We start from the raw sequence: 20630 nt of genomic DNA, 5'->3' as shown, positions 1-20630 counted from the left end.
GCCGCATGCGGCGCCTTTCGATACTGCAGATGCTTCCGTAAAGCTTAGAAACGGTGACGCAGACCTGCCGTCACAGCAACCTGGTTGCTGGTCGACGATGCGCCGGCGCTACTGCCGTTGGAGGTGTTGTTGATCATCGCGTTGATCGTGGTGCCATTCAGGCCTTCCCCGTTCATTACGTGTTGATATTCACCCTGCAGATAGACGTCGGTACGCTTCGACAGCGCGTAGGACGCTAGCAGGTTGAGTTGGCCCCACTTCGGTTCCGAGCCTGTGCCGAAGTTGGCCTGCGTGTACGTGTACGCGCTTGCAAGGGTCACGGCCGGCGTCAGAGCATAGCGCCCGTTCAATTCGAAGTTCTGGAAGTGAACGCTGTTGCCACCAAAGCCGATGGACTGTCCACCCGCAGTGCTGGGGTTGATGCCGAAACCTTGGGTCAGGTTCGTTTGCGTGTACACAAAGCCAGCCGTTGCCGGTCCAAACGAGTAGTTCGCGCCTGCGCCCCAGGTTTGCTGGCGGTGTGCGAGCAGTGTAGCGTCACCGGAAATCGCGCCGTTCGAGTTCAAAGACGCGAGCGCTGCGGCCGGCGTAGTGCCCGAGAGGCTGTTGTTCAGCTGCAGGTACGCAGCCGCCACGTTGAGGGGGCCGTAAGTGTACGAAGCGCCCAAGCTGTATGCGCGGTTGTTCGCGAATTGACCCGCGGTGTTCGAGAAACCATACATCCCACCGAACTTGAAGCCGGCGTAGTCCGTGCTTTGGAACTTGACCGAGTTGTTCACACGGAACGTGTTGTTCAGGTTGTCGTTATCGAAAGGGTGGGCCGTATACGTGCCGCCGTACTGCGTGCCGGTTAGCGCGAGCGGGGCGACGTAGTCGACCACGCTGTCGTATTGGCGACCGGCGGTCACCGAGCCGAACTGGTTGCTCGACAACCCGACGAATGCCTGACGGCCGAATAAACGGCTGCCATTGCCAAGGGCGCCGCTGTTGATGCTGAAGCCGTTTTCCAACACGAAGATGGCCTTCAGACCGCCACCGAGGTCTTCAGCACCACGCAGGCCCCAGCGGCTACCGTTGATTGCGCCGCTCGTCTGTTGCCAGTTCGCGCCGTGAGCACCGGTAGCGGAGTTCTTCACGTTGTTCGTGTAGGTGATGCCGGCGTCGATCAGGCCGTACAGCGTGACGCTGCTTTGCGCGTGAGCTGCCGTAGCAAAAACGCCCGACAGGGCCGCGACCATGAGTGTCTTTTTCATCTTTGTAGCTCCGAGAACAGGATGGGTTTTGGAAACCCAGGCTTCAGGGAAACGATCACGCAACGCTGCGAGAGGCGAAATTCACGTGAAAACGCGCCAATACAATCAGCGCGTTCGTTTCCAGACAGGGCAGAGTGTAGAGACGTGCTCAGAGGGCAGACATTCCGAAATCCGCAATAGAGTATTACGCGATCGACAATGATGAGAAATTGCGCCCGGAGCCTTACTGGTAACGGCTTCGGCGAGTTCGGCGGGGGTGGCGAGAGTAATGTCAACCTTACGGCGTTGCGCAATTACTACAACAAATAATGCGCAAAAACGACGCAGGATTCGGTTTCTGGATGATTATTGTTGTTTATGAAATAGATGGTTGCAATTACTGTTGTCAATCGCCCTGCCACTGGGCGCTATACTGAAAGTTCTGCTTTCCGAAGCAGACTTTTTCGTTGACGAAAAAGATCTCCAAACCTTTGTCGGCGCGGCCTTCCAGCCGCGCTTTTTTTTTGCCCCTCGCGTTCCGGGGCTTGATTACCCTGCTAGTTGCCGCTGGCTGTCGGGCTTGCAGCGGCAAGCTCGAAGCCGGAGGACACGCTCCAATCTTCCATTACGTAGCGTCGGGCGTCCATAGGGGATGACAGCAGGTTCTGCCAGTGATCGCCATGCCACATGGGATCGAACTCGGATGCGGAGGCGGCCTTCCCAGGCTCAGCGCCGGATGATGCCGTTGACTCACGAGAATGAAAAAGCCAGCGGGTCAGTCGGCGGAATTCACCAAAAAACATGACAATCTCCCGTTACATACTGCTGCTTTGCATGTTGATGTGAATGCATTACTTGAACAACCGGTATAAACACTTACGAAAGACACTTTTTGTTACACCTATGGTAAATATTTCCTGTATTCGTTTAAAAAAACTCATCTGGGCGTAATATTGACCTGTTTGAATGGCTTGAGCGATTTTAACCAGGCAGTCACTTCAGATTGGTTTATCGTGAAATTCACCGGGTCGTCTCCAAGAATTCGCTTGACGGCCGCTCTTCGTTCCCCGTATAACGGCAATGCTGAATATCGAGTGCCGTGCGTTATGCTGAATAGCGCTTTCGCGCACCTTCAGTAATGGAATGCAGTATCGTAATCAGCATAAGGGCGTTGCCCGTTTTGATTAAAATCTCGAGGGAAACTGGAATATGGAAACCGGTATCGTCAAATGGTTCAACGATGCTAAAGGCTTTGGCTTCATTACGTCGGATACGGGCGGCGAAGATCTGTTCGCGCATTTCTCGGAAATTCGCGCGGAAGGTTTCAAGTCGCTAAAGGAAAATCAGCGCGTATCGTTTGAGGTGAAAGCGGGCCCGAAGGGCAAGCAGGCGGCAAATATCCGTCCGCTGTAGGGCGGCGCCCGCCGCGCGGCCTCGCTGCGGCAGCCGGAAAAGCCCTCGACAGGTCGAGGGCTTTTTTGTGATTGTAAAAGAGCGCGTGGACTTATCAGAGGCGGTAACCGCGCCTTCGCCTGTGTTTTTTCGGATCGGTGCGGTTAAGGTCGTACGGCGAGCCGGCTTTATCCTTCAACTGCTGGGCGTTATTCTGGCTGCTGTATTAATCAACTGGACGTCGCTTGGGCAGTTGAAATAACAATATAACGTTGATCTCCGGTATGTGATTCCAGATGAGTGCCTCGCGTTAATCCTCGCGGCTCGACAAAAACTTCGCCGCCGGCTCCTGCCTGCGCGGTAACTGGTGCATACTTGCCCAAAGTCACGCCGGAACCGCATTTCTCATGTCTCAACAGTTTTTGCCGACCCCGGCAATTGACGTACCCATTGCATTCGTCGACCTGGAAACCACGGGTGGATCAACCAGCGAGCACCGCATCACCGAGGTCGGCGTTGTTGAAGTAGGGCCGCAAGGTGTTTCCCGGTGGAGCACGTTGCTCGATCCGCAGCAACCTATTCCGCCTTTCATCCAGCAGCTCACCGGCATCACCGATGCAATGGTCCGCGGCGCGCCCACGTTCGAAGCGATCGCGCCGACGCTGCTCGAGCGTCTGAAGGGCAAGCTGTTCGTCGCCCACAACGCCAGTTTCGACCGCGGCTTCCTGCGCGGCGAATTTGCCCGCGTCGGGATGTCGTTCAATCCGGATGTGTTGTGCACGGTGCGGCTGTCGAGGGCCTTGTTCCCGGCCGAAAAGCGGCACGGTCTTGACGCACTGGTCGAGCGCCACGCGCTCGTCCCATCCGACCGGCACCGTGCGCTCGCCGACGCCGATCTGCTATGGCAGTTCTGGCAGCGTCTGCATGGCCTCGTGCCACTTGATGCGCTGCGCACGCAGATCGAGCGGACTACGCGCTATTTCCAGCTTGCAGGCGACATCACCGAGGATCTGCTCGACACCGCGCCGGCCGGCTGCGGCGTCTATGTGTTTTACGGGGAAGAGGATCTGCCGCTCTACGTCGGACGCAGTGTGCGGGTGCGTCAGCGGGTGCGGGCGCATCTGACTGCCGAACGTCGCTCGGCAAAGGACATGCGCCTTGCGCAGCAGGTGCGGCGCGTCGAATGGCTCGCGACAGGCGGTGAACTGGGAGCGCTGCTCGCCGAGGCGCAATGGATCTCGACGCTGCACCCGCTTCACAACCGTGCGCCGCGCGTCGGAAGAGGCGACCCGATGGACGCGCCGTGGCCGTTCGCTGGACCGGTCGCCTTTGAAGAGCGCGATGCCGAACTGCGGACGGCCGTTTTTCACGTTGTCGACCGGTGGCGCTACCTCGGCAGCGCGTCGTCCCTGGAAGAAGCTGAGACGCTGCTTGTGCCTGGTATCGCCGGCGCGTTTGAACTGTCGACGTACCGGATCCTGCAAACCCATCTGGCCCGCGGCCTTCAGGCGACGCTGCTGACGGCGCCGGCGAGCGCCGCTTCGCCAGCCATCGCAGGTGCCGCGAGCGTCGCTTAACCGGTCGCGCCTACTCCACCCGATTCGCAGACGTGACCGAGTGCGTGCGTGAGCGCGCTCGAATGTGCGGCGTCGTAGCGGGTCAACGATTTCCAGTTAGCGATTCCCTGCGCTACCCGCGACGGGCAATCTGCTGCGGTGCGCAATGGCTGCACGCGCGCGAGTCCGGCCACCATCGCCTGCGTCAAACGGTCAAGCTGAGGTCGCGTATTCGTGGCCAGATCAGGTGCGGCGCCCGTGGGCGGCTGGCCGCTGCGCCACGCTTCGAACAGTGCGTTCTGCACCTCCTTGCTCGCATCGATCTGATCCTGAAAGAACGCCTGTGCGAACGCCGGGTCGACATTGAGCGCGGTCGCGCGTTTCGCTACGTCGGCAAGCAGGGCGTTTTCGCGCGGCGTGTCGGTAATGTCCTGGTGATTCGCCCACTTATAGCGGGCGACAGGCTCAGCCAGTGCGAGACGCTGTGACGCAAGTGCGATGAGGTTGGTGAGGGCGGTATCGTCACCGTCGGCGGATGCGGGAAGCGGATTGACCGCAAGCACGGTCGCAATCGCCGCGGCGCATAGCGCGCCAGCGCGAGTCATGAGTTTCATGGGCAGGAGATTTGGCCGGATGGCCGGAGCAGGAAAAGCAGAAGAATAGACCAGGTACTACAGATCGGCAGCAGGCAGGCAACGCCACGCCCGCCGAATCCTGCCGGATTCAGCGGTGCTCAGGCGATTGACGCCCGCGCACGCGTGCTCAACGCAATGCCTCCACGCGACCAGCATCACCACGCCGGCAGCGCGGAGTTTCGCGAAACGTCACAAGCACCAACGTTACTTCTGCTCGCACGACTTGCGTTGTTCGTCGAAAAACGCGCGGACGTGCTCCGGTAGTTCAGCCCCGAGGAACTCAACGCCTGCGGGTTCCGGATCCGGACACATTACCTTGTCCGGGGTCGGAATTCTTGGCGGTTTGTTATCCATGATCTTCTCCTTTACGAATCGATTATCTGCCTCGGTCCCCGTTTAACACCAGTGCTGCGAAGCTGCGTTATCGGTTTCGCCGTTTGATTGTTGCTTTAACGGCACACTACTGTTCGTTTTGATGGCGCTTGAATAGAATTTAACGATTGCCTGCAATTCACGTTATACATACCGCGTTATCGGACGCTTGCCATACTGCGCGCTCACTTTTCCTTGAGACGCGATGAAACGTTCGACGACGCGCTGGATCGGCCTCGTATGGCTGGCGCTGGTGCTCAATGTACTGGCGCCCGTCATCGGCTATGCGCGCATCGCAACCGCGCAGGGTCCGCTCACCGTCGAGTTCTGCCATGCCGGCGGCGCACAGAACGTCGTCCTCGATCTCAACGGAGACAACAAGGACGACGGCACCTCCACGCCTCATCCCGTCGCTCCGCACTGCGTCTACTGCCCGGGCTTCGCCGCGAACTTCGCTCTCGGCTCGAGTTTTCCGCTACTTGCCGCACCAGTCTCGACACCTGCCTACGTGCGGGTATTCGAGGTCGCGCCTGTTTTTGTGCGGCGCAGCGTGCGCGTCGCGCAACCACGCCCCCCACCTGTAACGCTGATCTGAAGCTCTTCGCCCGTCCGTGTGCTGTGCCTCTCGCGGCGCACGGAACGTCGCTGTACGTTCCTCGCTCACGCCTTCAACGCCATTGAGCGCAGGCGTTGGTGTTGGTCGTGTGCGGCGTCTTCGATCACGTTTTCAGGATTTTTCAGGCGCATCGCTTTCGCTGCGCTGCCCGCGCGTCGACCGCTTTCGGTCACATGCGCGGCGGCGTTCGCCATTCAAACTGCCTGGGGCGAACAGACAGCCCCTGATTTTTTAATAACGAGTGATTCCGCTATTCCGTTGACGAGCGCGAATACTTTGCAGGCAGTCACGGTTAATGCGGCACGTTCGGCATTTGCAGCGGATACGCCCGCGGTCGTTGAAACGATCAATCGTTCGAAAATCGACGCTCGCAATATCGTCAATACGGAAGACGCCTTGAAGTACGCGCCCAATCTGATGGTGCGCAAGCGCTTCATCGGCGATCGCAATTCGGTTTTTTGCCGGCCGCGATTTCAACAAGCTGCAAAGCGCTCGCGGTCTCGTCTATGCCGACGGGCTGCTGCTGTCGAACCTGCTCTGCTCGAGTTACGCCTATCCGCCGCGCAGGTCGCTGATCACGCCCGGCGATATCGCGCAGGTCGAAGTGCTCTGCGGACCGTTCTCGGCGCTGTACCCCGGCAACTCGCTCGGCTCGACCGTGCAGACCACGACGAGGAAGCCAGCGAAGCTCGTGGCATCGCTAACGCGTCTCGTCCGTGCGCGCTTCAGCCGGAGCCGGAGCCGGAGCGGGCACGCGTACCGGACGGTCGTAGCTGGCCGGCTTGCCGGTCACTTCGACCTGTCCGTGGATGCGGGCCTGGTGGCCGTCCGCGAACATGTAGTACGGGAAAGGACGTGCGGGTTCCGACACCGCGTCCAGACGCGCGACGAGTTCTGGCGCAAGCGTGAAGTCGAGCGAGCCGAGCGACTCCTGCAACTGTTCGGGCTTCGTCGCGCCGACGATGATGCTCGACACCCCCCGCTTCTGGTGCAGCCAGTTCAGGGCGACCTGTGCCATCGGCCGGCCGGCTTCGTTGGCGACGGCTTCCAGTTCCGCGACGATGCGGAAGTTGCGCTCGGTCAGTTTGTCGAAACCCGGAGGCGGCGCGCTCGCGAGGCTTGCGAGGCGCCCGCTGCCGGACACGTTACCCGCGACGTTACCCGCGACGCCACCTTGCGACGGCCGGTACTTGCCCGACAGCACACCCATCCCGAGCGGGCTCCAGGGCACGAGCCCCATCCCCAGGTTGGCGGCGAGGTCGGCGAATTCGTTTTCCGCGTTGCGTTCGATCATCGAGTATTCGAGCTGCATGGCCGCGACCGGCTCGAAACCTCGCCAGTCGGCGAGTGTCTGGGCGCGGCCCGCAAACCATGCCGGTGTATCCGAAAGGCCGACATAGCGGATCTTGCCTGCGCGCACGGCGTCGTCCATTGCGCGCATCACCTCGTCCACCGGCGTGACGCGGTCCCACGTGTGCAGGTAGTACAGATCGATGTAGTCAGTGCCGAGGCGCTTCAGTGAGCCGTCGAGCGCGCGGATCAGGTTCTTGCGGTGATTGCCACCCGCATTCGGGTTGCCGCTTTCGGCGTTGTAGCTGTACTTGGTGGCGATCACCAGACGGTCGCGCAAGCCGCGCGCCGCGGCGAACTTGCCGACCCACTTCTCGCTCGTGCCTTCGGTGTAGAGGTCGGCGCTATCGATGAAATTGCCGCCCGCGTCCACGTAGAGATCGAACAGGCGCTGGGCGGCCTTTTCGTCCGCGCCCCAGCCCCATTCGGTGCCGAAGGTCATCGTGCCGAGCGAGATCGGGCTCACGCGCAGGCCTGAGCGGCCGAGCAGGGTATAGCGGTTCATCGTCATGGCTGTCTCCTTGAAGGTGTCCGGAAAATCTCCGGGGTGACGCGGCGATAGACGTATGGTGCGCTCATTCTTTCTGTGGAAAAATCCGCTCTGTCTGAATGGATTGTGAAGCCGGACTTCACAATGGAGATCGTATGGATCCCGCGCAATTACCCGCGTTGATGGCGTTCGATTCGGTGGCCCGGCATGGGAGCTTCACGCATGCGGCGGGGGAGACGGGCGTGTCGCCGTCGGCGCTGTCGCAGACCATCCGCGCGCTGGAGACGCAACTCAACGTGCGGCTCTTCAACCGGACGACGCGCCGCGTCGCGCTGACGGAAGCAGGCGCGCAGTTTCTGGAGCGCGTGCGGCCCGCGCTGGCGGCGCTCGACGCCGCCTTCGATTCGCTCGACGAGGCGCGCGATCATCCTGCCGGCACATTGCGCATCAATCTGCCGCGAGTGGCGAGCGAGTTGCTGGTGCTGCCGCATCTCGCGGAATTCACGCTCGCGTATCCGCACATCCGGCTGGAACTGGCGCTCGACGACGGACTCGCCGACCTCGTCGGCGAAGGTTTCGATGCCGGTATCCGCCTTGGCGAGCGTGTCGCGCAGGATATGGTCGCGGTTCCGCTTTCCAGCGAGGTCCGGATCGCAGTGGTCGGCTCCCCGGCGTATTTCGTGCGCTTGCCGAAACCCGGGACACCGGACGATCTCGCCGCACACAACTGCCTGCGCTACCGCTTTTTAACCAGCGGCGGGATCTATCGATGGGAATTCGCTCAACCCGGCAACGCGCAGCGGGTGTTCGAGGTCGAGACACAGGGGAGCTTCGTCACCAACGATCTGCGGACCATGGTGCGGGCGGCGGAGGACGGCGTCGGTCTGCTGCATGTGATCGACGACTATGTGCGCGAACAGATCGAGGATGGCCGCCTCGTCCGCGTGCTCGGTGAATGGTGCCCGTCGTTTCCGGGGTTTTATCTGTACACCGCAAGCCGCGCGCAGATGCCGCTGAAGCTCAGGGCGTTGATCGATTTTCTGGTGATGAAGAGGCGCGAGCGCGAAGGGCGGTGAAGTGCCCCCGAGCGCCGCCGGGTTTCACCTTGTTCGGCTTCCCCGCGTCCGCCCTGAGTGTGCGGTCATTGCTTCCTTGACGGCATCCCGGATACAGCCCGCGAGCAACTCTGACGCGCGCGTGCGCGACGCCCTCATCGGGCGCGCGATCACGAGCGGCTGCCGGATCGTCTCTTCGCGAATGGGCCGCTCGACGACGCCGGTGGTGCTTGCGGCCGCTGCGCTCTGGGTAATGAGCAGCGACACGCCCAGCCCGTTCGCGACCATGCCTCTCACGAGTTCGAGCGAGGTCGCCTTGTAGCGCACCTCCGGCGACAGCCCGCATTGCCAGAAAGGCGCCATCAGAAACTCGCGGCTGTGCGGCAGATCGATCAGGATGAGCGGCTCTTTCGCGAGTTCGTGCAATGACAATCCGCCGCGCGCTTTAGCAAGCCGCGAGCCGGCAGGCACCAGCCCGTACGGACGCAGTTCAGCGAGACATTCGCGATCGATATCGGTCGGCAACCCGACGTCGTAAGTCAGCGCGAGTTCGATGTGGCTGCTGTGAAGCCAGTCCTCGAGTTGCACCAGATCACCTTCGACGAAACGAACCGCGAGATTCGGAAAGCGCGTTCGTGCGATGCGCAGCAGCACGGGCAGATACACCGGCGCGAGCGTCGTGAAGACGCCGATCTGCACTTCGCCCGATGCGGCGTCGCCGCTATCGTCTGCTTCGAAGGCGGCAGCGGCGGTCAGCAGTTGCCGCGCTTCCGCGAGCTTGCGTACGCCGAAGCGCGTCAACGCCATCTTCGAGCCTGATTCGCGGGCAAACAGCGCCTCATCGAAAAGCGTTTCCAGTTCACGGATGGCCACCGAGATAGACGGCTGCGAAACGTTCAGTTGTTTCGCGGCCGCCGTCGTGCTGCCCGTTTCCGCTGCAGCCGCGAAATACCGGAGAAGCCGCAAGGAGATGCGCATTAAAAAATCCTATACGTCATAATTTATTTGAATATTTTACTTGATAGGTTGGGATGTCGAGAATCGGGCCGTTGGATGTCGATCCGGCGTGCAGTGCGACCCGCGTTTTCGTAAGACGCAACAGGCGCCGGAAACATGCAGTCGATCGATCGTCCAGACCTGATTTCACCAAGGAGTGTGCTGTGGCCCTTCCCAACCTCCCGCTCGCCGGCGTACGCGTCGTCGACTTTTCACGCGTACTTGCCGGGCCTTTCTGCACCGCGCTGTTGAGCGACCTCGGCGCCGACGTGATCAAGATCGAGCCGCCCACGGGTGACGACTATCGCTCGGTGGGGCCCTTCGCCGATGGCGAAAGCGGCCTCTTCGCAGCGATGAACCGCAACAAGCAAAGCATCGTCATCGATCTGAAAATCGACGCGGGCCGCGATCTCGCGCAGGCATTGAGCGCGAGCGCGGATGTGGTGGTCGAGAATTTTCGGCCCGGCGTCGCGGACAAGCTCGGGATCGGTTATGCGCATCTCAGCGAGTTGAATCCTGCGCTCGTGTACGCAAGCGTGTCGGGATTTGGACAAACCGGTCCGGAGTCGCATCGCCCCGCCTATGACATCATCCTTCAGGCGATGTGCGGCCTGATGGATGCGACCGGCTCGCCAGACGGCACGCCGACGCTCGTCGGCGAATCGGTGTCGGACGTCGTGAGCGGCCTGTTCGCTTCGTGGGGGGTGCTGGCCGCGCTACTGTCGCGCGAGAAGACGGGCAAGGGCACGCACGTCGATGTGTCGATGTTCGATGCCACGCTGAGCCTGAGCGCCACACTGGTCGCGCGCTTTGCGGCGACGGGTATCGCGCCGCAGCGGGTGGGCAACCGCCACCCTTCGTCTGCGCCGTTCGGTGCATATCGCGCAGCCGATGGTTTTTTCGTCGTGGCAGTACTGAACAACAAACTGTTCGAGACGTTTGCGCACGCGATCGGGCAGCCGCATCTCGCATCTGATTTACGGTACATGTCCGACGAATCGCGCTGCCGCTTCGAAGCGGATCTGCGCGCCAGCATCGAAGCGTGGTCGGCCGAACGCACCGTCGACGAGGTCAACCGCGTTCTGGGCGCAGCCGGCATTCCGGTTGCGCCGATCCGCAACGTGCAGCAGGCGCTCGAGAGCGATCACGCAGCGTTTCGTGGCTTGTTGACCGACGTGCCGCACAACGATGGCCGCCCGATGCGCCTGCCGTCGCAGCCGGTGAAGTTCTCGGCGTACGACAGGAACCGCGTCACATCCGCGCCTGGACTTGGCGAGCACACGGAGCCGGTATTGAAGGCGTTGGGCCTCACCGCCGGGCGGATAGGCGAACTGCGCGCGAGCGGCGCACTAGGCCGTGACGTGAGCGCGGCGGCAACTGCCGCTACAACAGAAAGCGAACTGACGAAGGAGAAACACCATGCTTAAGCGGATGGGCGTCGAGCAGACCGACATCGAGATTGCGGATGCCATCGAACGCTTCGCCCAAAGCGAGCTGGCGCCGCAAGCCGCGCAGGTGGACCGGGAAGAGATTCCGACGACACGTTATGTGAAGCAGCTTGCCGAACTCGGCGTGATGGGGATGAACCTGCCTGAGCGGTGGGGCGGAATCGGTGCGTCGCCGGTCGCGATCATTCTGTCGCTGGTGGAAATCGCGAAGGCTTGCGCGGCCACGTCGTCGATGATCGGTGCGCACTATCTGGCAACCGATTCGATTCTGATCGGCGGCGATGACAGCCTGCGCGACCGTTACCTTCCCGAAGCGGCTGCTGGCACGAAGCTCGGCGCGTTCGCGCTGACCGAGCCGCGTGCAGGATCGAATCCCGCCGATATGGCGACGCGCGCCACCGTCGAAGGCGACGGGTACCGCATTCGCGGCGTGAAGCACTTCATTTCGAATGCGGATGCGGCGGACTTCATCGTGGTGTACGCGAAGACCGATCCTGAGGCGGGCGCGCGCGGCATCAGTGCGTTCGTCGTCGATCGTCATACACCGGGCGTCGATGTGTCGCCGGCTGAGAAGCTGATGGGTATTCGCGGCGCGCCGGCGCACGAAGTCGCGCTCGACTGTTTCGTGCCGGCGGCCAACCGTGTTGGTGCTGAAGGCACGGGCTTTCGCACCGCGATGAAAGTGCTCGATAACAGCCGGCTCGATGTCGCGGCAACGAGTCTCGGTATCGCGGAAGCGGCGCTCGCGGGCGCGGTCGAATGGGCGAAGCAGCGTCAGGTGGGCGGCGAGCCGCTTGCACGCAAGCAGGGTCTGCAATGGATGTTCGCCGATATGAAGACGCGACTCGAGGCCGCGTGGCTGCTCACGCTGCAGGCGGCTGCCCGGCGCGCGGCGGGCGAGCCGTTCACGGATGCGGCGTCGATGGCGAAGCTTTATGCATCGGAGACGGTCGCGTTCGTCACCGATACCGCGTTGCAGATCCACGGCGGCTACGGCTTTACACGCGAGATGCCGCTTGAGCGGCTGGTGCGCGACGCGCGCATTTTGCGCATCTACGAAGGATCGTCGGAAATCCAGCGCACGGTGATTGCGCGTTCGGTGCTTGCGTGATTGATCAGGAAAGAGGGAGTCCTCGCGAACCTACACGGCGACGTGTCCCTCAAGATACGCGGCCGTGCGACTTTCCATGGTGCGCGCGATCACATCCGGCGTGCCCGACGCGACGATCCGGCCACCCGTTTCTCCCGCCCCCGGACCGACATCGATGATCCAGTCGCTCTGCGCCGCGACGCGCATGTCATGTTCGACCACCACCACTGTGTTGCCCGCATCGACGAGTCCTTGCAACTGGACGACAAGCCGGTCGACGTCGGCGGGATGCAGGCCGGTGGTGGGCTCATCGAGGACGTAGAGCGTGTCGCCGCGCTGTGCGCGCTGCAGTTCCGTCGCGAGCTTGATGCGCTGCGCCTCGCCGCCGGATAACTCGGTCGCCGGTTGCCCCAGCCGCAGATAGCCGACACCGATGTCGCGCAGCACCGCCAGCGGCCGCATCACGTTCGGCTCGTCGGCAAAGAAGTCGCATGCGGCATCGACCGTCAGTTCAAGCACCTCGGCGATGTTGCGTTCGCACCATTTAGCCTCCAGTGTCTGCGGGTTGTAGCGCGTGCCGTGACACGTCGAGCAGGGCGCATAGACGCTCGGCAGAAACAGCAGTTCGACGCTGACGAAGCCTTCCCCTTCGCACGTCGGGCAGCGCCCTTGCGCGACATTGAACGAGAAGCGGCCGGCGCTGTAGCGGCGCTTGCGCGCGAGCGGTGTATCGGCGAAAAGCTTGCGCACGTGATCGAAGAGGCCGGTATAGGTCGCGAGATTCGAACGCGGCGTGCGACCGATCGGCTTCTGATCCACGCGCACGAGACGGCGCACTGCGCTCATGCCTTCGGTGATCTTGCCGCCTGTCGGGACGTCGGCGGTGACGAAGAGCGGATCGCGCTCGTCCTCGTCGTCGCTTTCGATGACGCGGCCAAGCTGCCTGCCAACCAGTTCCGGCAAGGCTTGACTGACGAGGCTCGACTTGCCTGAGCCAGAGACGCCAGTGACCGTCGTGAAGCAGCCAAGCGGAAACGCGGCGTCCAGCTCATGCAGGTTGTTGCGGGTGACTTTCGCGAGTCGCAGCCAGCCCCTGGCAGCGCGTGGTGCGCGCCTGACCGGCGCATGCAGGCCGAACAGGTGACGGCCGGTCTGCGATGCTTCAACCTTCGCGAGACCCTCAGGCGGTCCGCTATAGATCACGTGGCCGCCATGCTCGCCGGCCGCCGGGCCGACGTCCACGAGCCAGTCGGCAGAGCGCATCATCTGCAGATCGTGTTCGACGACAAAGAGCGAATTGCCACCCGCCTTCAACCGCTGCAACGCGGCGAACAAGGCTTCGCCATCGGCGGGATGAAGGCCCGCCGACGGCTCGTCGAGCACATACACTACGCCGAACAGTTGCGACGACAACTGCGTGGCGATTCGCAGACGCTGCAACTCTCCCGACGACAACGTCGGCGTGCTGCGATCCAGCGCGAGGTAACCGAGCCCGAGATCGATCAGCGTGGACAGACGCTCGAGCAGCTCTGCGGCGATGCGCTGCGCAGCGACGCGCTTCTCGTCGGACAGATTGGGCGTGCGTCGTACATCGGGAGAGGCTTTGTGCGCCGAACCGCCCGAGGCAACGCGACGCTCGGTGGCGGCGCGCATCGCCCGTTTGCTGAGAATGCCGCTCGCTTTGGCGGCGCCCGCATCGAACCATTCGCCGAGCGCGACTGGGCGCAAAACCTCCGCCAGACGGTCGAGCGGCAAGCGCGTGAATTCGGCGACGTCGAAACCCGCGAAGGTCACTGACAGCGCTTCCCGTTTGAGCCGTTTACCGTGGCAGGTCGGGCACTCGCTGCTCACCATGAATTGCGACACACGTTTTTTCATCAGCGCGCTCTGCGTGTTGGCGAAGGTGTGCAGCACGTAGCGGCGCGCGCCGGAGAAGGTGCCCTGATAGCTTGGCTCGGCCTTGCGTTTGAGCGCCGCGCGCGTTTCCTTTGGGCTCAGGCCGGCATAGACGGGCACGGTGGGTGTTTCGTCCGTGAAGAGGATCCAGTCGCGGTCTTTCTTCGGCAGAAGACGCCATGGCGTATCGACGTCGTAGCCGAGCGTCACGAGTATGTCGCGCAGATTCTGTCCGTGCCACGCCGGTGGCCATGCCGCAATTGCGCGCTCGCGGATGGTCAGCGAATCGTCGGGCACCATCGATTGCTCGGTAACTTCGTAGACGCGTCCGAGGCCGTGACACGTCGGGCACGCGCCCTGGACCGTGTTGGGCGAGAAGTCTTCGGCAAAGAGCATCGGCTGCTTTGGCGGATAGGAGCCCGTGCGCGAATACAGCATGCGCACGAGGCTCGACAGGGTCGTGACGCTGCCCACCGACGAGCGCGCGCCTGGGGATCCGCGTTGCTGTTGAAGTGCGACGGCGGGCGGCAGACCTTCGATCGAATCGACTTCGGGTACGCCGACCTGTTCGATCAGGCGCCGCGCGTAGGGCGCGACGGATTCGAAATAACGGCGCTGGGCTTCCGCGTAGAGCGTGCCGAAGGCAAGCGACGACTTACCCGAGCCCGACACGCCAGTGAACACGACGAGCGCATCGCGCGGTATGTCGACATCGATGCTCTTCAGATTGTGTTCCCGGGCGCCGCGTACGCGCACGAAGCCCGTGGGCGTGGTGGCGGGGATGTCCTTGGCGAGTGGGGGAGGGCGGCGACGGGAGGTGTTCATATTGGCGAGGGGGGCAGTTTCGTCTGTGAAGACCCTGCCTGGGGGCGGACGTTCAATGCCCAGGCAGTGCCAGTGGTCGCATAGGGAGGACGGTGCTGTTGATGTCGCGCGCAAGGCCCTGGATGCTGGGAGCCACTTTAACTGATACTGGTGGGCGCGTTCGGGTCGCGTGCCGCCGATCGCAGCCTGGCGACGTTGAAGCTGTGTATGCCAATTGCATGACGCAGCACCCGGCCAACTCCGGCCGCCAGGCTTTGCGCAAGAGCTGACACTCAGATGTCCGGTGCACATGCCGACGAAGACACCGGCCCGCTAAAGCATCCTAACCCGCCGCTGCCCGCCGAGCCTGGCCGCTTCCGCCAGGTGACTGACGTCGCGTGGGACGTCGCAGGCAACACCTACATCAGCGACGGCTATATCAACTCGCGCGTCGCGAAAGTCGATCGCGACGGCGACTGGATCAAGTCCTGGGGCGACCGCGGCACCGGGCCGGGGCAGTTTCATACTCCGCATAGCATCGCGGTCGATGCGCACGACAACACCTATGTCGCGGACCGCAGCAACCGGCGCATTCAGGTGTTCGACACCGAGGGCAATTTCCAACGGCAATTCACGATCGACGTTCCGGTGCCGCCGGACGCACGTCCGCCGATCGGCAACATGCCGGATGAAGCGGCAATCGCGGCCGGCACGTTTGCGCCAGGCTCTCCGTGGGCCATCTGCATCTCGCCCGGACCGAATCAGGTGCTCTACAGCGCAGACGGTTTTCCAGGCCGTATCTACAAGATGACGCTCGACGGCCGGGTCCTCGGCGTGTTTGGCAAATCAGGCAAGCAGCCGAAGCAATTCGGCTGGATTCATCAGATGGCGTGCCCATCGGAGAACGTGCTGTTCGTCGCCGAACTGCTGAACTGGCGCGTGCAAAAGCTGGTTCTGCACGCTTGATCCGCGGTTGGGTCGAACATGTTTGTCGCCCACAGGTGCATGTCCCGCTTTCACTGGCAGCGAGCTGCCAGTCCCGTGGCCATGGTGTAGGTCAATAGAGGTCGACGATGGCCATGACGCGCTTGAGATTGTTCGCGAGCACATGCAGGTTCATCCCGATGCTGGCGCCGTCATCGTCAGTCCGCCATTCGGATAAGCGCCGCTCCGCTATTTCTGAAGAGCGTTACGCTGCAACCCGTGGGCACATCGTTGAAACGGATCGACATGCCATGCATGCCGGCGACCGCGTGCGTCAGGCTCAGTCCGAGACCGTTGCCGGGCGTGTGCCGGCTTGCCTCGCCACGATAGAAGCGGCGCAGCACCGCCTGCCTCTCCTCCGGCGCGATCCCCGGGCCGTCGTCAGCAATCGTGATGCCGAAGCCCACAACGTCGTGGAACAGATGCACTGACACGTGACCGGCTTCCGGCGCAAACTTGATTGCATTTTCGACCAGGTTTGCGAGTGCTTCAAACAGCAGATTGCGGTCCCCCTGTACCTCGATCGCGCCGGTGGCAGTGCGTCGATAGTCGAGCGCGACGCGCTTTTCTTCTGCAGTCGGTTCATAGAACTCGATGACGTCGTCGGCGACCGCGGCGAGATCGACCGTCACGAAGTTTCCGCGCCGTGCGTTGCTCTCGATTTCCGAAATGCGCAGCAGAGCGTTGAAGGTGCGCAGAATGCCGCCCAATTCCACGATCGCATCCTCGGTGGCAGCCCGATAGCTCTGTTCCGAAACGGCGCGCCGTTGCGCGCGCTCCAGTCCTGCCAGCAACCGCGTGAGCGGCGTACGCAAGTCGTGGGCGATGGCGTCGCACACGCCCTTGACCTCGTGCATCAGCCGTTCGATTTCGTCGAGCATGCCGTTCACGACGCGGACCAGCCGGTCGATGTCGTCCTGCTTGGCCTGCACGGGCAACCGGCGGCTGAGATTGCCCGCCACAATTTCCTCAATCGACCTGGTCACCGCATCCAGCCGCCGGACGGCGCCGAAGCCGACGATTGCCGCGCCGGCCAGGCCAGTAATCAGCATCAGGACGCCGGCCGACAGTAGCGCATGCAACAGTTCTTCGTCGAAGTGGTCGAGTTCGCGAATGTTCTGACACAGCAATGCCGTGCGCCCATCCGGAATCTGTGCAGCGATGCAGCGCCCAGGCACATTTCTCTCCGGCAGTGCAAGGCGCATCGAAAACGGCTGGTTGAAGTACGGCAGCGCCGGCCGGTCGCCGGGGAAGCCGCCCGCAATGTGATTGCCCCGCGCGTCGAACAGCGCAAACGGACGCTGGTGACGTGGATCGAACTGGCTCTGGTGATTGAAGCGTGCCACCAGTTCTGCAGGGCGCTCCCGTGTGAGCGCCGCGTGCTCGCGCAGCAGCCAGTCATCGACGCGCTCCATCTCGAAGCCCGTGATCTCGACGTACAGGTAGGCGAATAGCAGGAGCGAGACGACGCCGAACAACACGAGAAACAGCGTCGCGAGACGAAAACTGGTGGTGCGGCGCAGATCAATCAGGCGCACGGAGCGTATATCCCGAACCGCGTACGGTATGGATCATTGGCATCGAACCGGCCGGGTCGAGCTTCTTCCTCAGGCGACTGATATGGACGTCGATCACGTTGGTACGCTCGTCTAGACGATAATCCCACACGGCCTCGAACAGCATTGTGCGGCTGATCGTCTGGCCGGCGTGCTGCATCAGATATTCGAGCAGCCGGTATTCGCGCGGCAGCAGCCCAACGGGGCGTCCGGCGCACGTGACTTCGCGCGTGAGCAAATTGAGCCGCAGCGGCCCCACCTGATATTCCTGGACGCTTGCAGGCACATCGCGGCGGCGCATCAGTGCGTCGAGACGCGCGGTCAGTTCGATGAATTCGAAGGGCTTGGTCAGATAGTCGTCGCCGCCGGCGCGCAAGCCACGCACACGCTCGTCCACCGCGGAGAGCGCGCTCAGGATCAGCACGGGCGTGACGACGCCTGCGCTGCGCAATGCGGCCAGCATGCCAAGTCCTTCGAGGCCGCCGGCGAGCATGCGGTCGAGCACGATGGCGTCGTACTGCCCGGCGACGGCCAGCATCAGGCCATCACGGCCGGTTTCGGCCGAGTCGACGCGACAACCGTGATCGGTGAGTGCGCCGATGATTTCTTCACGTGTCTGGCGGTCGTCCTCGACGACCAAAACGTTCGACATGCCGGGTTCCGGAGTATGGGCGTATTGAGACGCCACGGTCGGACAGATGGGTTTGCGCTACGCTATGCGGTCACAGTATGCATTGGCGCGGAAAACATCCGCTTCGCGCCAACATGAAAAAAATTTAACACAGTCCAGCTTAAGGTTGTTTAGCATGCGAATCCTGATCGTGGAAGACGATGCGCGCGGCAGTCACTTCATCGCACGTGGCCTGACAGAAAGCGGCCACATTGTCGATACGGCTGCCGATGGCGCAACTGGCCTCGCACTCGCGCGGGAAGGCATCTATGACGTCATCGTAACGGATCGCCGGCTGCCCGCGCTCGGGGGTATCGAACTCGTGACGCAATTGCGCACGCATGGTCACGCGACGCCGGTATTGATGTTGTCTGCCGTCGCGGGGCTGACTGACCGGGTCGACGGGATTCGTGCGGGATGCGACGATTATCTGGCCAAGCCGTACGCGTTTGCCGAGTTGCTTGCCCGTGTGGAAGCGTTAGCGCGTCGGGCCGATCGCGCGCGTCTGCGGGACGTTTTGCAAGTGGCCGATCTGGCGCTCGACAGGCGCGCACGCCGCGCAAGCCGGGCCGGGCGGGACCTGCATCTGCAGCATCGTGAATTCCTGCTGCTGGAATGCCTGATGCGTCACGCCGGACAGATCGTCACGCGCAGCATGCTGCTGGAATCTGCGTGGAACTACCAGTTCGAGCCGCGCGGCAACATCATCGACATGCACATGCACCGGCTGCGCGGCAAGGTCGACCGGGACTTCGGCAAACCGTTGATTCACACCGTGGTGGGCGCAGGCTACGTGCTCCGCGCGGACAGCTGAGCGCGCGGTCTCGCCTATGCCAGCCAGCATTAAAGTTTTTTAATAATCGAGCGAGAGGCCGGACAGGACGGTCTCGCTATCCTCGCGACGTTCATGTTGCGAGGGATCCTGTTTATGCCCCGGTTGTCCGGTTCAGCAGCGCCCGGTCGAGTTGCGCCGCTCGCGCCGCTGCTCGCGTGCGTGCTGATGCTTGGTCTGTTGTCCGGCTGCTCGCTCGTGCCGGCCTACAGGCGTCCCGATACGCCGATGGCGATGAGCTGGAGCGGTGCCGCGCAGGCATCGCTGGCCGATACGGTGCCGGTCAGAAGCGGCTGGTGGCGTGCATACCAGGATCCGGCGCTCAACGCGCTGGTCGAGCGTAGCCTCCAGCACAATTTCTCACTGGCGTCGGCCATCGCGAGTGTCGCCGCAGCGCGCGCCAATGCCGAAAAGGCCGGTGCGCCGCTGTATCCGTCGCTGACCCTCAACGGCACGTTCAACCGTATCCATCAGCATGGCAGCAGCGGCAGTTCGGGTTCGTCGAGCCAGGGTCAAAGCCTGTTCGCGGAAGCGGGTTACGAGATCGACTTCTGGGGGCTGAATGCCGCCAATGCCAACTCGGCGCAGATGCTCGCGCGTGCGACCAGTTTCGACCGCGATACGGTGGCGCTGACGTTGACTGCGTCGGTTGTCGATACCTGGTTCCAGGTTCAGAGCCTACGGCGACGCGTTGCGCTCGCGCAGACCATTTCAGACGATGCCGAGAAGATTCTGGCGCTGCTGCAGGCCCAGCAGGATGCGGGTGTCGCGACGGAATTGCAGGTCCAGCAGCAACGCAACGCGCTGGCGACATTTCAGGCGGCGATCCCGGCATTGCAGCAGCAACTCGACCAGAACGTGCACCTGCTCGCCACCCTGGCCGGTGCGGCGCCCGAAGGATTTGTCGTGGCCGATGCGCAGCTGACCAGCATCCCGGTGCCACAACCGCACCCGGACCTGCCGGCGAGCCTGCTCGATACGCGGCCCGACATCCGCGCGATGGAAGCGCAGTTGCAGGCGGCGAACTACAGCGTCGGCGCCGCGCGGGCCGCGTTTTTCCCCAGTATCGTGCTGACTGCCGACGGCGGCTTGAGCAGCCGTTCGCTGTCGAACTTTCTGTCGAGTCCGTTCACGAGCGTTGCGGCATCGCTCGCCGCGCCGATCTTCGACGGTGGTGCGCTGCGCGGGCAGTTGCACGCAAGCGAGGCAGCCGTTGAAAAGAGCGTCGCCGACTATCGCCAGACCGTGGTGAGCGCGTTGCAGGACGTCGAGGATTCGTTGTCGGCTGCCGCTCAGCAGCAACAGGTTGAAGTTGCCGATCAGGCCGCCACCAATGCCGCACGCAAGGCCGCCACGCTGGCCGACGCGCAATACAGACTCGGCACGATCGATTTCCTGACGGTGCTCGACACGCAACGCACCCTCTATCAGTCCGAGGACACGCTCGTGCAGACACGCCTTGCGCGCTTGCAGGCGTCGGTCAGTCTGTTCCGGGCGTTCGGCGGTGGCTTCGGTCTGACCGGCGAGAACGGCGAGCACATTGCAACCGGCACCCCCGGTTCCAGCGGCAACGTCGCCACGACCGCAGTCGCCGCGGGCGCCGCCCCGGATCGCGAATCTTCATCGAATCCCATCGAACCATGAATCACGCAGCCG

Annotated in this window: 19 protein-coding genes and 1 pseudogene; 10 read left to right on the top strand and 10 right to left on the bottom strand. The window is 62.6% G+C overall.

All coding sequences use genetic code 11. The features are described from left to right. Positions 1-44: 44 nt before the first annotated feature. Positions 45-1253 carry a porin gene (locus P3T23_RS19680; RefSeq protein WP_429317817.1) on the bottom strand — a complete coding sequence of 403 codons (1209 nt, stop codon included), beginning with the start codon at positions 1251-1253 and terminating at the stop codon, positions 45-47. A gap of 536 nt (positions 1254-1789) precedes the next feature. Continuing rightward, the gene (locus P3T23_RS19675) at positions 1790-2035 is read right to left on the bottom strand and encodes a hypothetical protein (protein ID WP_429317816.1); all 246 of its coding nucleotides are present in this window, start codon (positions 2033-2035) and stop codon (positions 1790-1792) included. A gap of 406 nt (positions 2036-2441) precedes the next feature. Between P3T23_RS19675 and P3T23_RS19670 the strand changes: the two genes are divergently transcribed. Further along, a complete protein-coding gene (locus P3T23_RS19670; RefSeq protein WP_133662048.1) occupies positions 2442-2645 on the top strand; it encodes a cold-shock protein in 204 nt (67 codons plus the stop codon). A gap of 386 nt (positions 2646-3031) precedes the next feature. Then, positions 3032-4201 carry an exonuclease domain-containing protein gene (locus P3T23_RS19665; protein WP_429317815.1) on the top strand — a complete coding sequence of 390 codons (1170 nt, stop codon included), beginning with the start codon at positions 3032-3034 and terminating at the stop codon, positions 4199-4201. On the opposite strand, the gene P3T23_RS19660 is transcribed toward P3T23_RS19665, so the two are convergent. Further along, positions 4198-4794, bottom strand: a complete 597-nt coding sequence (locus tag P3T23_RS19660; RefSeq protein ID WP_429317814.1) for a chorismate mutase — start codon at positions 4792-4794, stop codon at positions 4198-4200. The genes P3T23_RS19665 and P3T23_RS19660 overlap by 4 nt on opposite strands. 225 nt (positions 4795-5019) lie before the next feature. Beyond that, positions 5020-5169, bottom strand: coding sequence for a hypothetical protein (locus P3T23_RS19655; protein WP_429317813.1), 150 nt, complete (start codon positions 5167-5169; stop codon positions 5020-5022). 223 nt (positions 5170-5392) lie between these two features. On the opposite strand from P3T23_RS19655, the gene P3T23_RS19650 reads away from it, so the two are divergent. Continuing rightward, on the top strand, positions 5393-5782 hold the full coding sequence (locus tag P3T23_RS19650) for a DUF2946 domain-containing protein (protein WP_429317812.1): 390 nt from the start codon (positions 5393-5395) through the stop codon (positions 5780-5782). Positions 5783-5847: 65 nt separating this feature from the next. On the opposite strand, the gene P3T23_RS19645 is transcribed toward P3T23_RS19650, so the two are convergent. Further along, positions 5848-5997 carry a hypothetical protein gene (locus P3T23_RS19645; protein WP_429317811.1) on the bottom strand — a complete coding sequence of 50 codons (150 nt, stop codon included), beginning with the start codon at positions 5995-5997 and terminating at the stop codon, positions 5848-5850. Here P3T23_RS19645 and P3T23_RS19640 point away from each other — a divergent pair. Beyond that, positions 5933-6581, top strand: a pseudogene (locus tag P3T23_RS19640) (TonB-dependent receptor plug domain-containing protein); the annotation flags it as partial. The gene P3T23_RS19645 and the pseudogene P3T23_RS19640 sit on opposite strands and share 65 nt — an antisense overlap. On the opposite strand, the gene P3T23_RS19635 reads toward P3T23_RS19640, so the two are convergent. After that, entirely contained in the window at positions 6504-7664 is a 1161-nt protein-coding gene (locus P3T23_RS19635) for an aldo/keto reductase (RefSeq protein WP_429317810.1), read from the bottom strand. The pseudogene P3T23_RS19640 and the gene P3T23_RS19635 overlap by 78 nt on opposite strands. A gap of 134 nt (positions 7665-7798) precedes the next feature. Here P3T23_RS19635 and P3T23_RS19630 point away from each other — a divergent pair, with 134 nt between their 5' ends. Beyond that, on the top strand, positions 7799-8719 hold the full coding sequence (locus P3T23_RS19630; protein ID WP_429317809.1) for a LysR family transcriptional regulator: 921 nt from the start codon (positions 7799-7801) through the stop codon (positions 8717-8719). 24 nt (positions 8720-8743) lie between these two features. On the opposite strand, the gene P3T23_RS19625 is transcribed toward P3T23_RS19630, so the two are convergent. Continuing rightward, positions 8744-9676 carry a LysR family transcriptional regulator gene (locus P3T23_RS19625; protein ID WP_429317808.1) on the bottom strand — a complete coding sequence of 311 codons (933 nt, stop codon included), beginning with the start codon at positions 9674-9676 and terminating at the stop codon, positions 8744-8746. Positions 9677-9858: 182 nt separating this feature from the next. Between P3T23_RS19625 and P3T23_RS19620 the strand changes: the two genes are divergently transcribed. Together P3T23_RS19620 and P3T23_RS19615 are read left to right on the top strand one after the other, a co-directional pair. Further along, complete coding sequence (locus P3T23_RS19620) at positions 9859-11121, top strand: CaiB/BaiF CoA transferase family protein (RefSeq protein WP_429317807.1); 1263 nt, start codon at positions 9859-9861, stop codon at positions 11119-11121. Beyond that, a complete protein-coding gene (locus tag P3T23_RS19615; RefSeq protein WP_429317806.1) occupies positions 11114-12253 on the top strand; it encodes an acyl-CoA dehydrogenase family protein in 1140 nt (379 codons plus the stop codon). Before P3T23_RS19620 ends, P3T23_RS19615 begins: the two co-directional genes overlap by 8 nt. A 30-nt stretch (positions 12254-12283) precedes the next feature. Here P3T23_RS19615 and P3T23_RS19610 read toward each other — a convergent pair whose 3' ends face one another. Then, a complete protein-coding gene (locus P3T23_RS19610; RefSeq protein ID WP_429317805.1) occupies positions 12284-14953 on the bottom strand; it encodes an excinuclease ABC subunit A in 2670 nt (889 codons plus the stop codon). A gap of 276 nt (positions 14954-15229) precedes the next feature. Between P3T23_RS19610 and P3T23_RS19605 the strand changes: the two genes are divergently transcribed. After that, entirely contained in the window at positions 15230-15898 is a 669-nt protein-coding gene (locus P3T23_RS19605) for a 6-bladed beta-propeller (RefSeq protein ID WP_429317804.1), read from the top strand. Between the two features lie 176 nt (positions 15899-16074). On the opposite strand, the gene P3T23_RS19600 is transcribed toward P3T23_RS19605, so the two are convergent. Both P3T23_RS19600 and P3T23_RS19595 read right to left on the bottom strand, forming a co-directional pair. Further along, complete coding sequence (locus P3T23_RS19600; protein ID WP_429317803.1) at positions 16075-17454, bottom strand: sensor histidine kinase; 1380 nt, start codon at positions 17452-17454, stop codon at positions 16075-16077. Further along, the gene (locus P3T23_RS19595) at positions 17441-18124 is read right to left on the bottom strand and encodes a response regulator transcription factor (RefSeq protein WP_429317802.1); all 684 of its coding nucleotides are present in this window, start codon (positions 18122-18124) and stop codon (positions 17441-17443) included. Before P3T23_RS19595 ends, P3T23_RS19600 begins: the two co-directional genes overlap by 14 nt. Before the next feature lie 154 nt (positions 18125-18278). Here P3T23_RS19595 and P3T23_RS19590 point away from each other — a divergent pair, with 154 nt between their 5' ends. Next, on the top strand, positions 18279-18956 hold the full coding sequence (locus P3T23_RS19590; RefSeq protein ID WP_429317801.1) for a response regulator transcription factor: 678 nt from the start codon (positions 18279-18281) through the stop codon (positions 18954-18956). A gap of 93 nt (positions 18957-19049) precedes the next feature. Further along, a complete protein-coding gene (locus P3T23_RS19585) occupies positions 19050-20618 on the top strand; it encodes an efflux transporter outer membrane subunit (protein WP_429317800.1) in 1569 nt (522 codons plus the stop codon). Positions 20619-20630: the final 12 nt, after the last annotated feature.

This window comes from Paraburkholderia sp. GAS448, assembly GCF_050435685.1.
GTDB lineage: Bacteria > Pseudomonadota > Gammaproteobacteria > Burkholderiales > Burkholderiaceae > Paraburkholderia.
The sequence above is the reverse complement of the archived record's forward strand: the minus strand, read 5'-3'. Positions and strand labels throughout refer to the sequence as shown.

Excerpts from the sequence above, each read along its gene's own strand:
- P3T23_RS19680 (WP_429317817.1), bottom strand. The coding sequence starts at position 1,253 with ATGAAAAAGACACTCATGGTCGCGGCCCTGTCGGGCGTTTTTGCTACG.
- P3T23_RS19675 (WP_429317816.1), bottom strand. The coding sequence starts at position 2,035 with ATGTTTTTTGGTGAATTCCGCCGACTGACCCGCTGGCTTTTTCATTCT.
- P3T23_RS19670 (WP_133662048.1), top strand. The coding sequence starts at position 2,442 with ATGGAAACCGGTATCGTCAAATGGTTCAACGATGCTAAAGGCTTTGGC.
- P3T23_RS19665 (WP_429317815.1), top strand. The coding sequence starts at position 3,032 with ATGTCTCAACAGTTTTTGCCGACCCCGGCAATTGACGTACCCATTGCA.
- P3T23_RS19660 (WP_429317814.1), bottom strand. The coding sequence starts at position 4,794 with ATGAAACTCATGACTCGCGCTGGCGCGCTATGCGCCGCGGCGATTGCG.
- P3T23_RS19655 (WP_429317813.1), bottom strand. The coding sequence starts at position 5,169 with ATGGATAACAAACCGCCAAGAATTCCGACCCCGGACAAGGTAATGTGT.
- P3T23_RS19650 (WP_429317812.1), top strand. The coding sequence starts at position 5,393 with ATGAAACGTTCGACGACGCGCTGGATCGGCCTCGTATGGCTGGCGCTG.
- P3T23_RS19645 (WP_429317811.1), bottom strand. The coding sequence starts at position 5,997 with ATGGCGAACGCCGCCGCGCATGTGACCGAAAGCGGTCGACGCGCGGGC.
- P3T23_RS19635 (WP_429317810.1), bottom strand. The coding sequence starts at position 7,664 with ATGACGATGAACCGCTATACCCTGCTCGGCCGCTCAGGCCTGCGCGTG.
- P3T23_RS19630 (WP_429317809.1), top strand. The coding sequence starts at position 7,799 with ATGGATCCCGCGCAATTACCCGCGTTGATGGCGTTCGATTCGGTGGCC.
- P3T23_RS19625 (WP_429317808.1), bottom strand. The coding sequence starts at position 9,676 with ATGCGCATCTCCTTGCGGCTTCTCCGGTATTTCGCGGCTGCAGCGGAA.
- P3T23_RS19615 (WP_429317806.1), top strand. The coding sequence starts at position 11,114 with ATGCTTAAGCGGATGGGCGTCGAGCAGACCGACATCGAGATTGCGGAT.
- P3T23_RS19610 (WP_429317805.1), bottom strand. The coding sequence starts at position 14,953 with ATGAACACCTCCCGTCGCCGCCCTCCCCCACTCGCCAAGGACATCCCC.
- P3T23_RS19605 (WP_429317804.1), top strand. The coding sequence starts at position 15,230 with ATGTCCGGTGCACATGCCGACGAAGACACCGGCCCGCTAAAGCATCCT.
- P3T23_RS19595 (WP_429317802.1), bottom strand. The coding sequence starts at position 18,124 with ATGTCGAACGTTTTGGTCGTCGAGGACGACCGCCAGACACGTGAAGAA.
- P3T23_RS19590 (WP_429317801.1), top strand. The coding sequence starts at position 18,279 with ATGCGAATCCTGATCGTGGAAGACGATGCGCGCGGCAGTCACTTCATC.
- P3T23_RS19585 (WP_429317800.1), top strand. The coding sequence starts at position 19,050 with ATGTTGCGAGGGATCCTGTTTATGCCCCGGTTGTCCGGTTCAGCAGCG.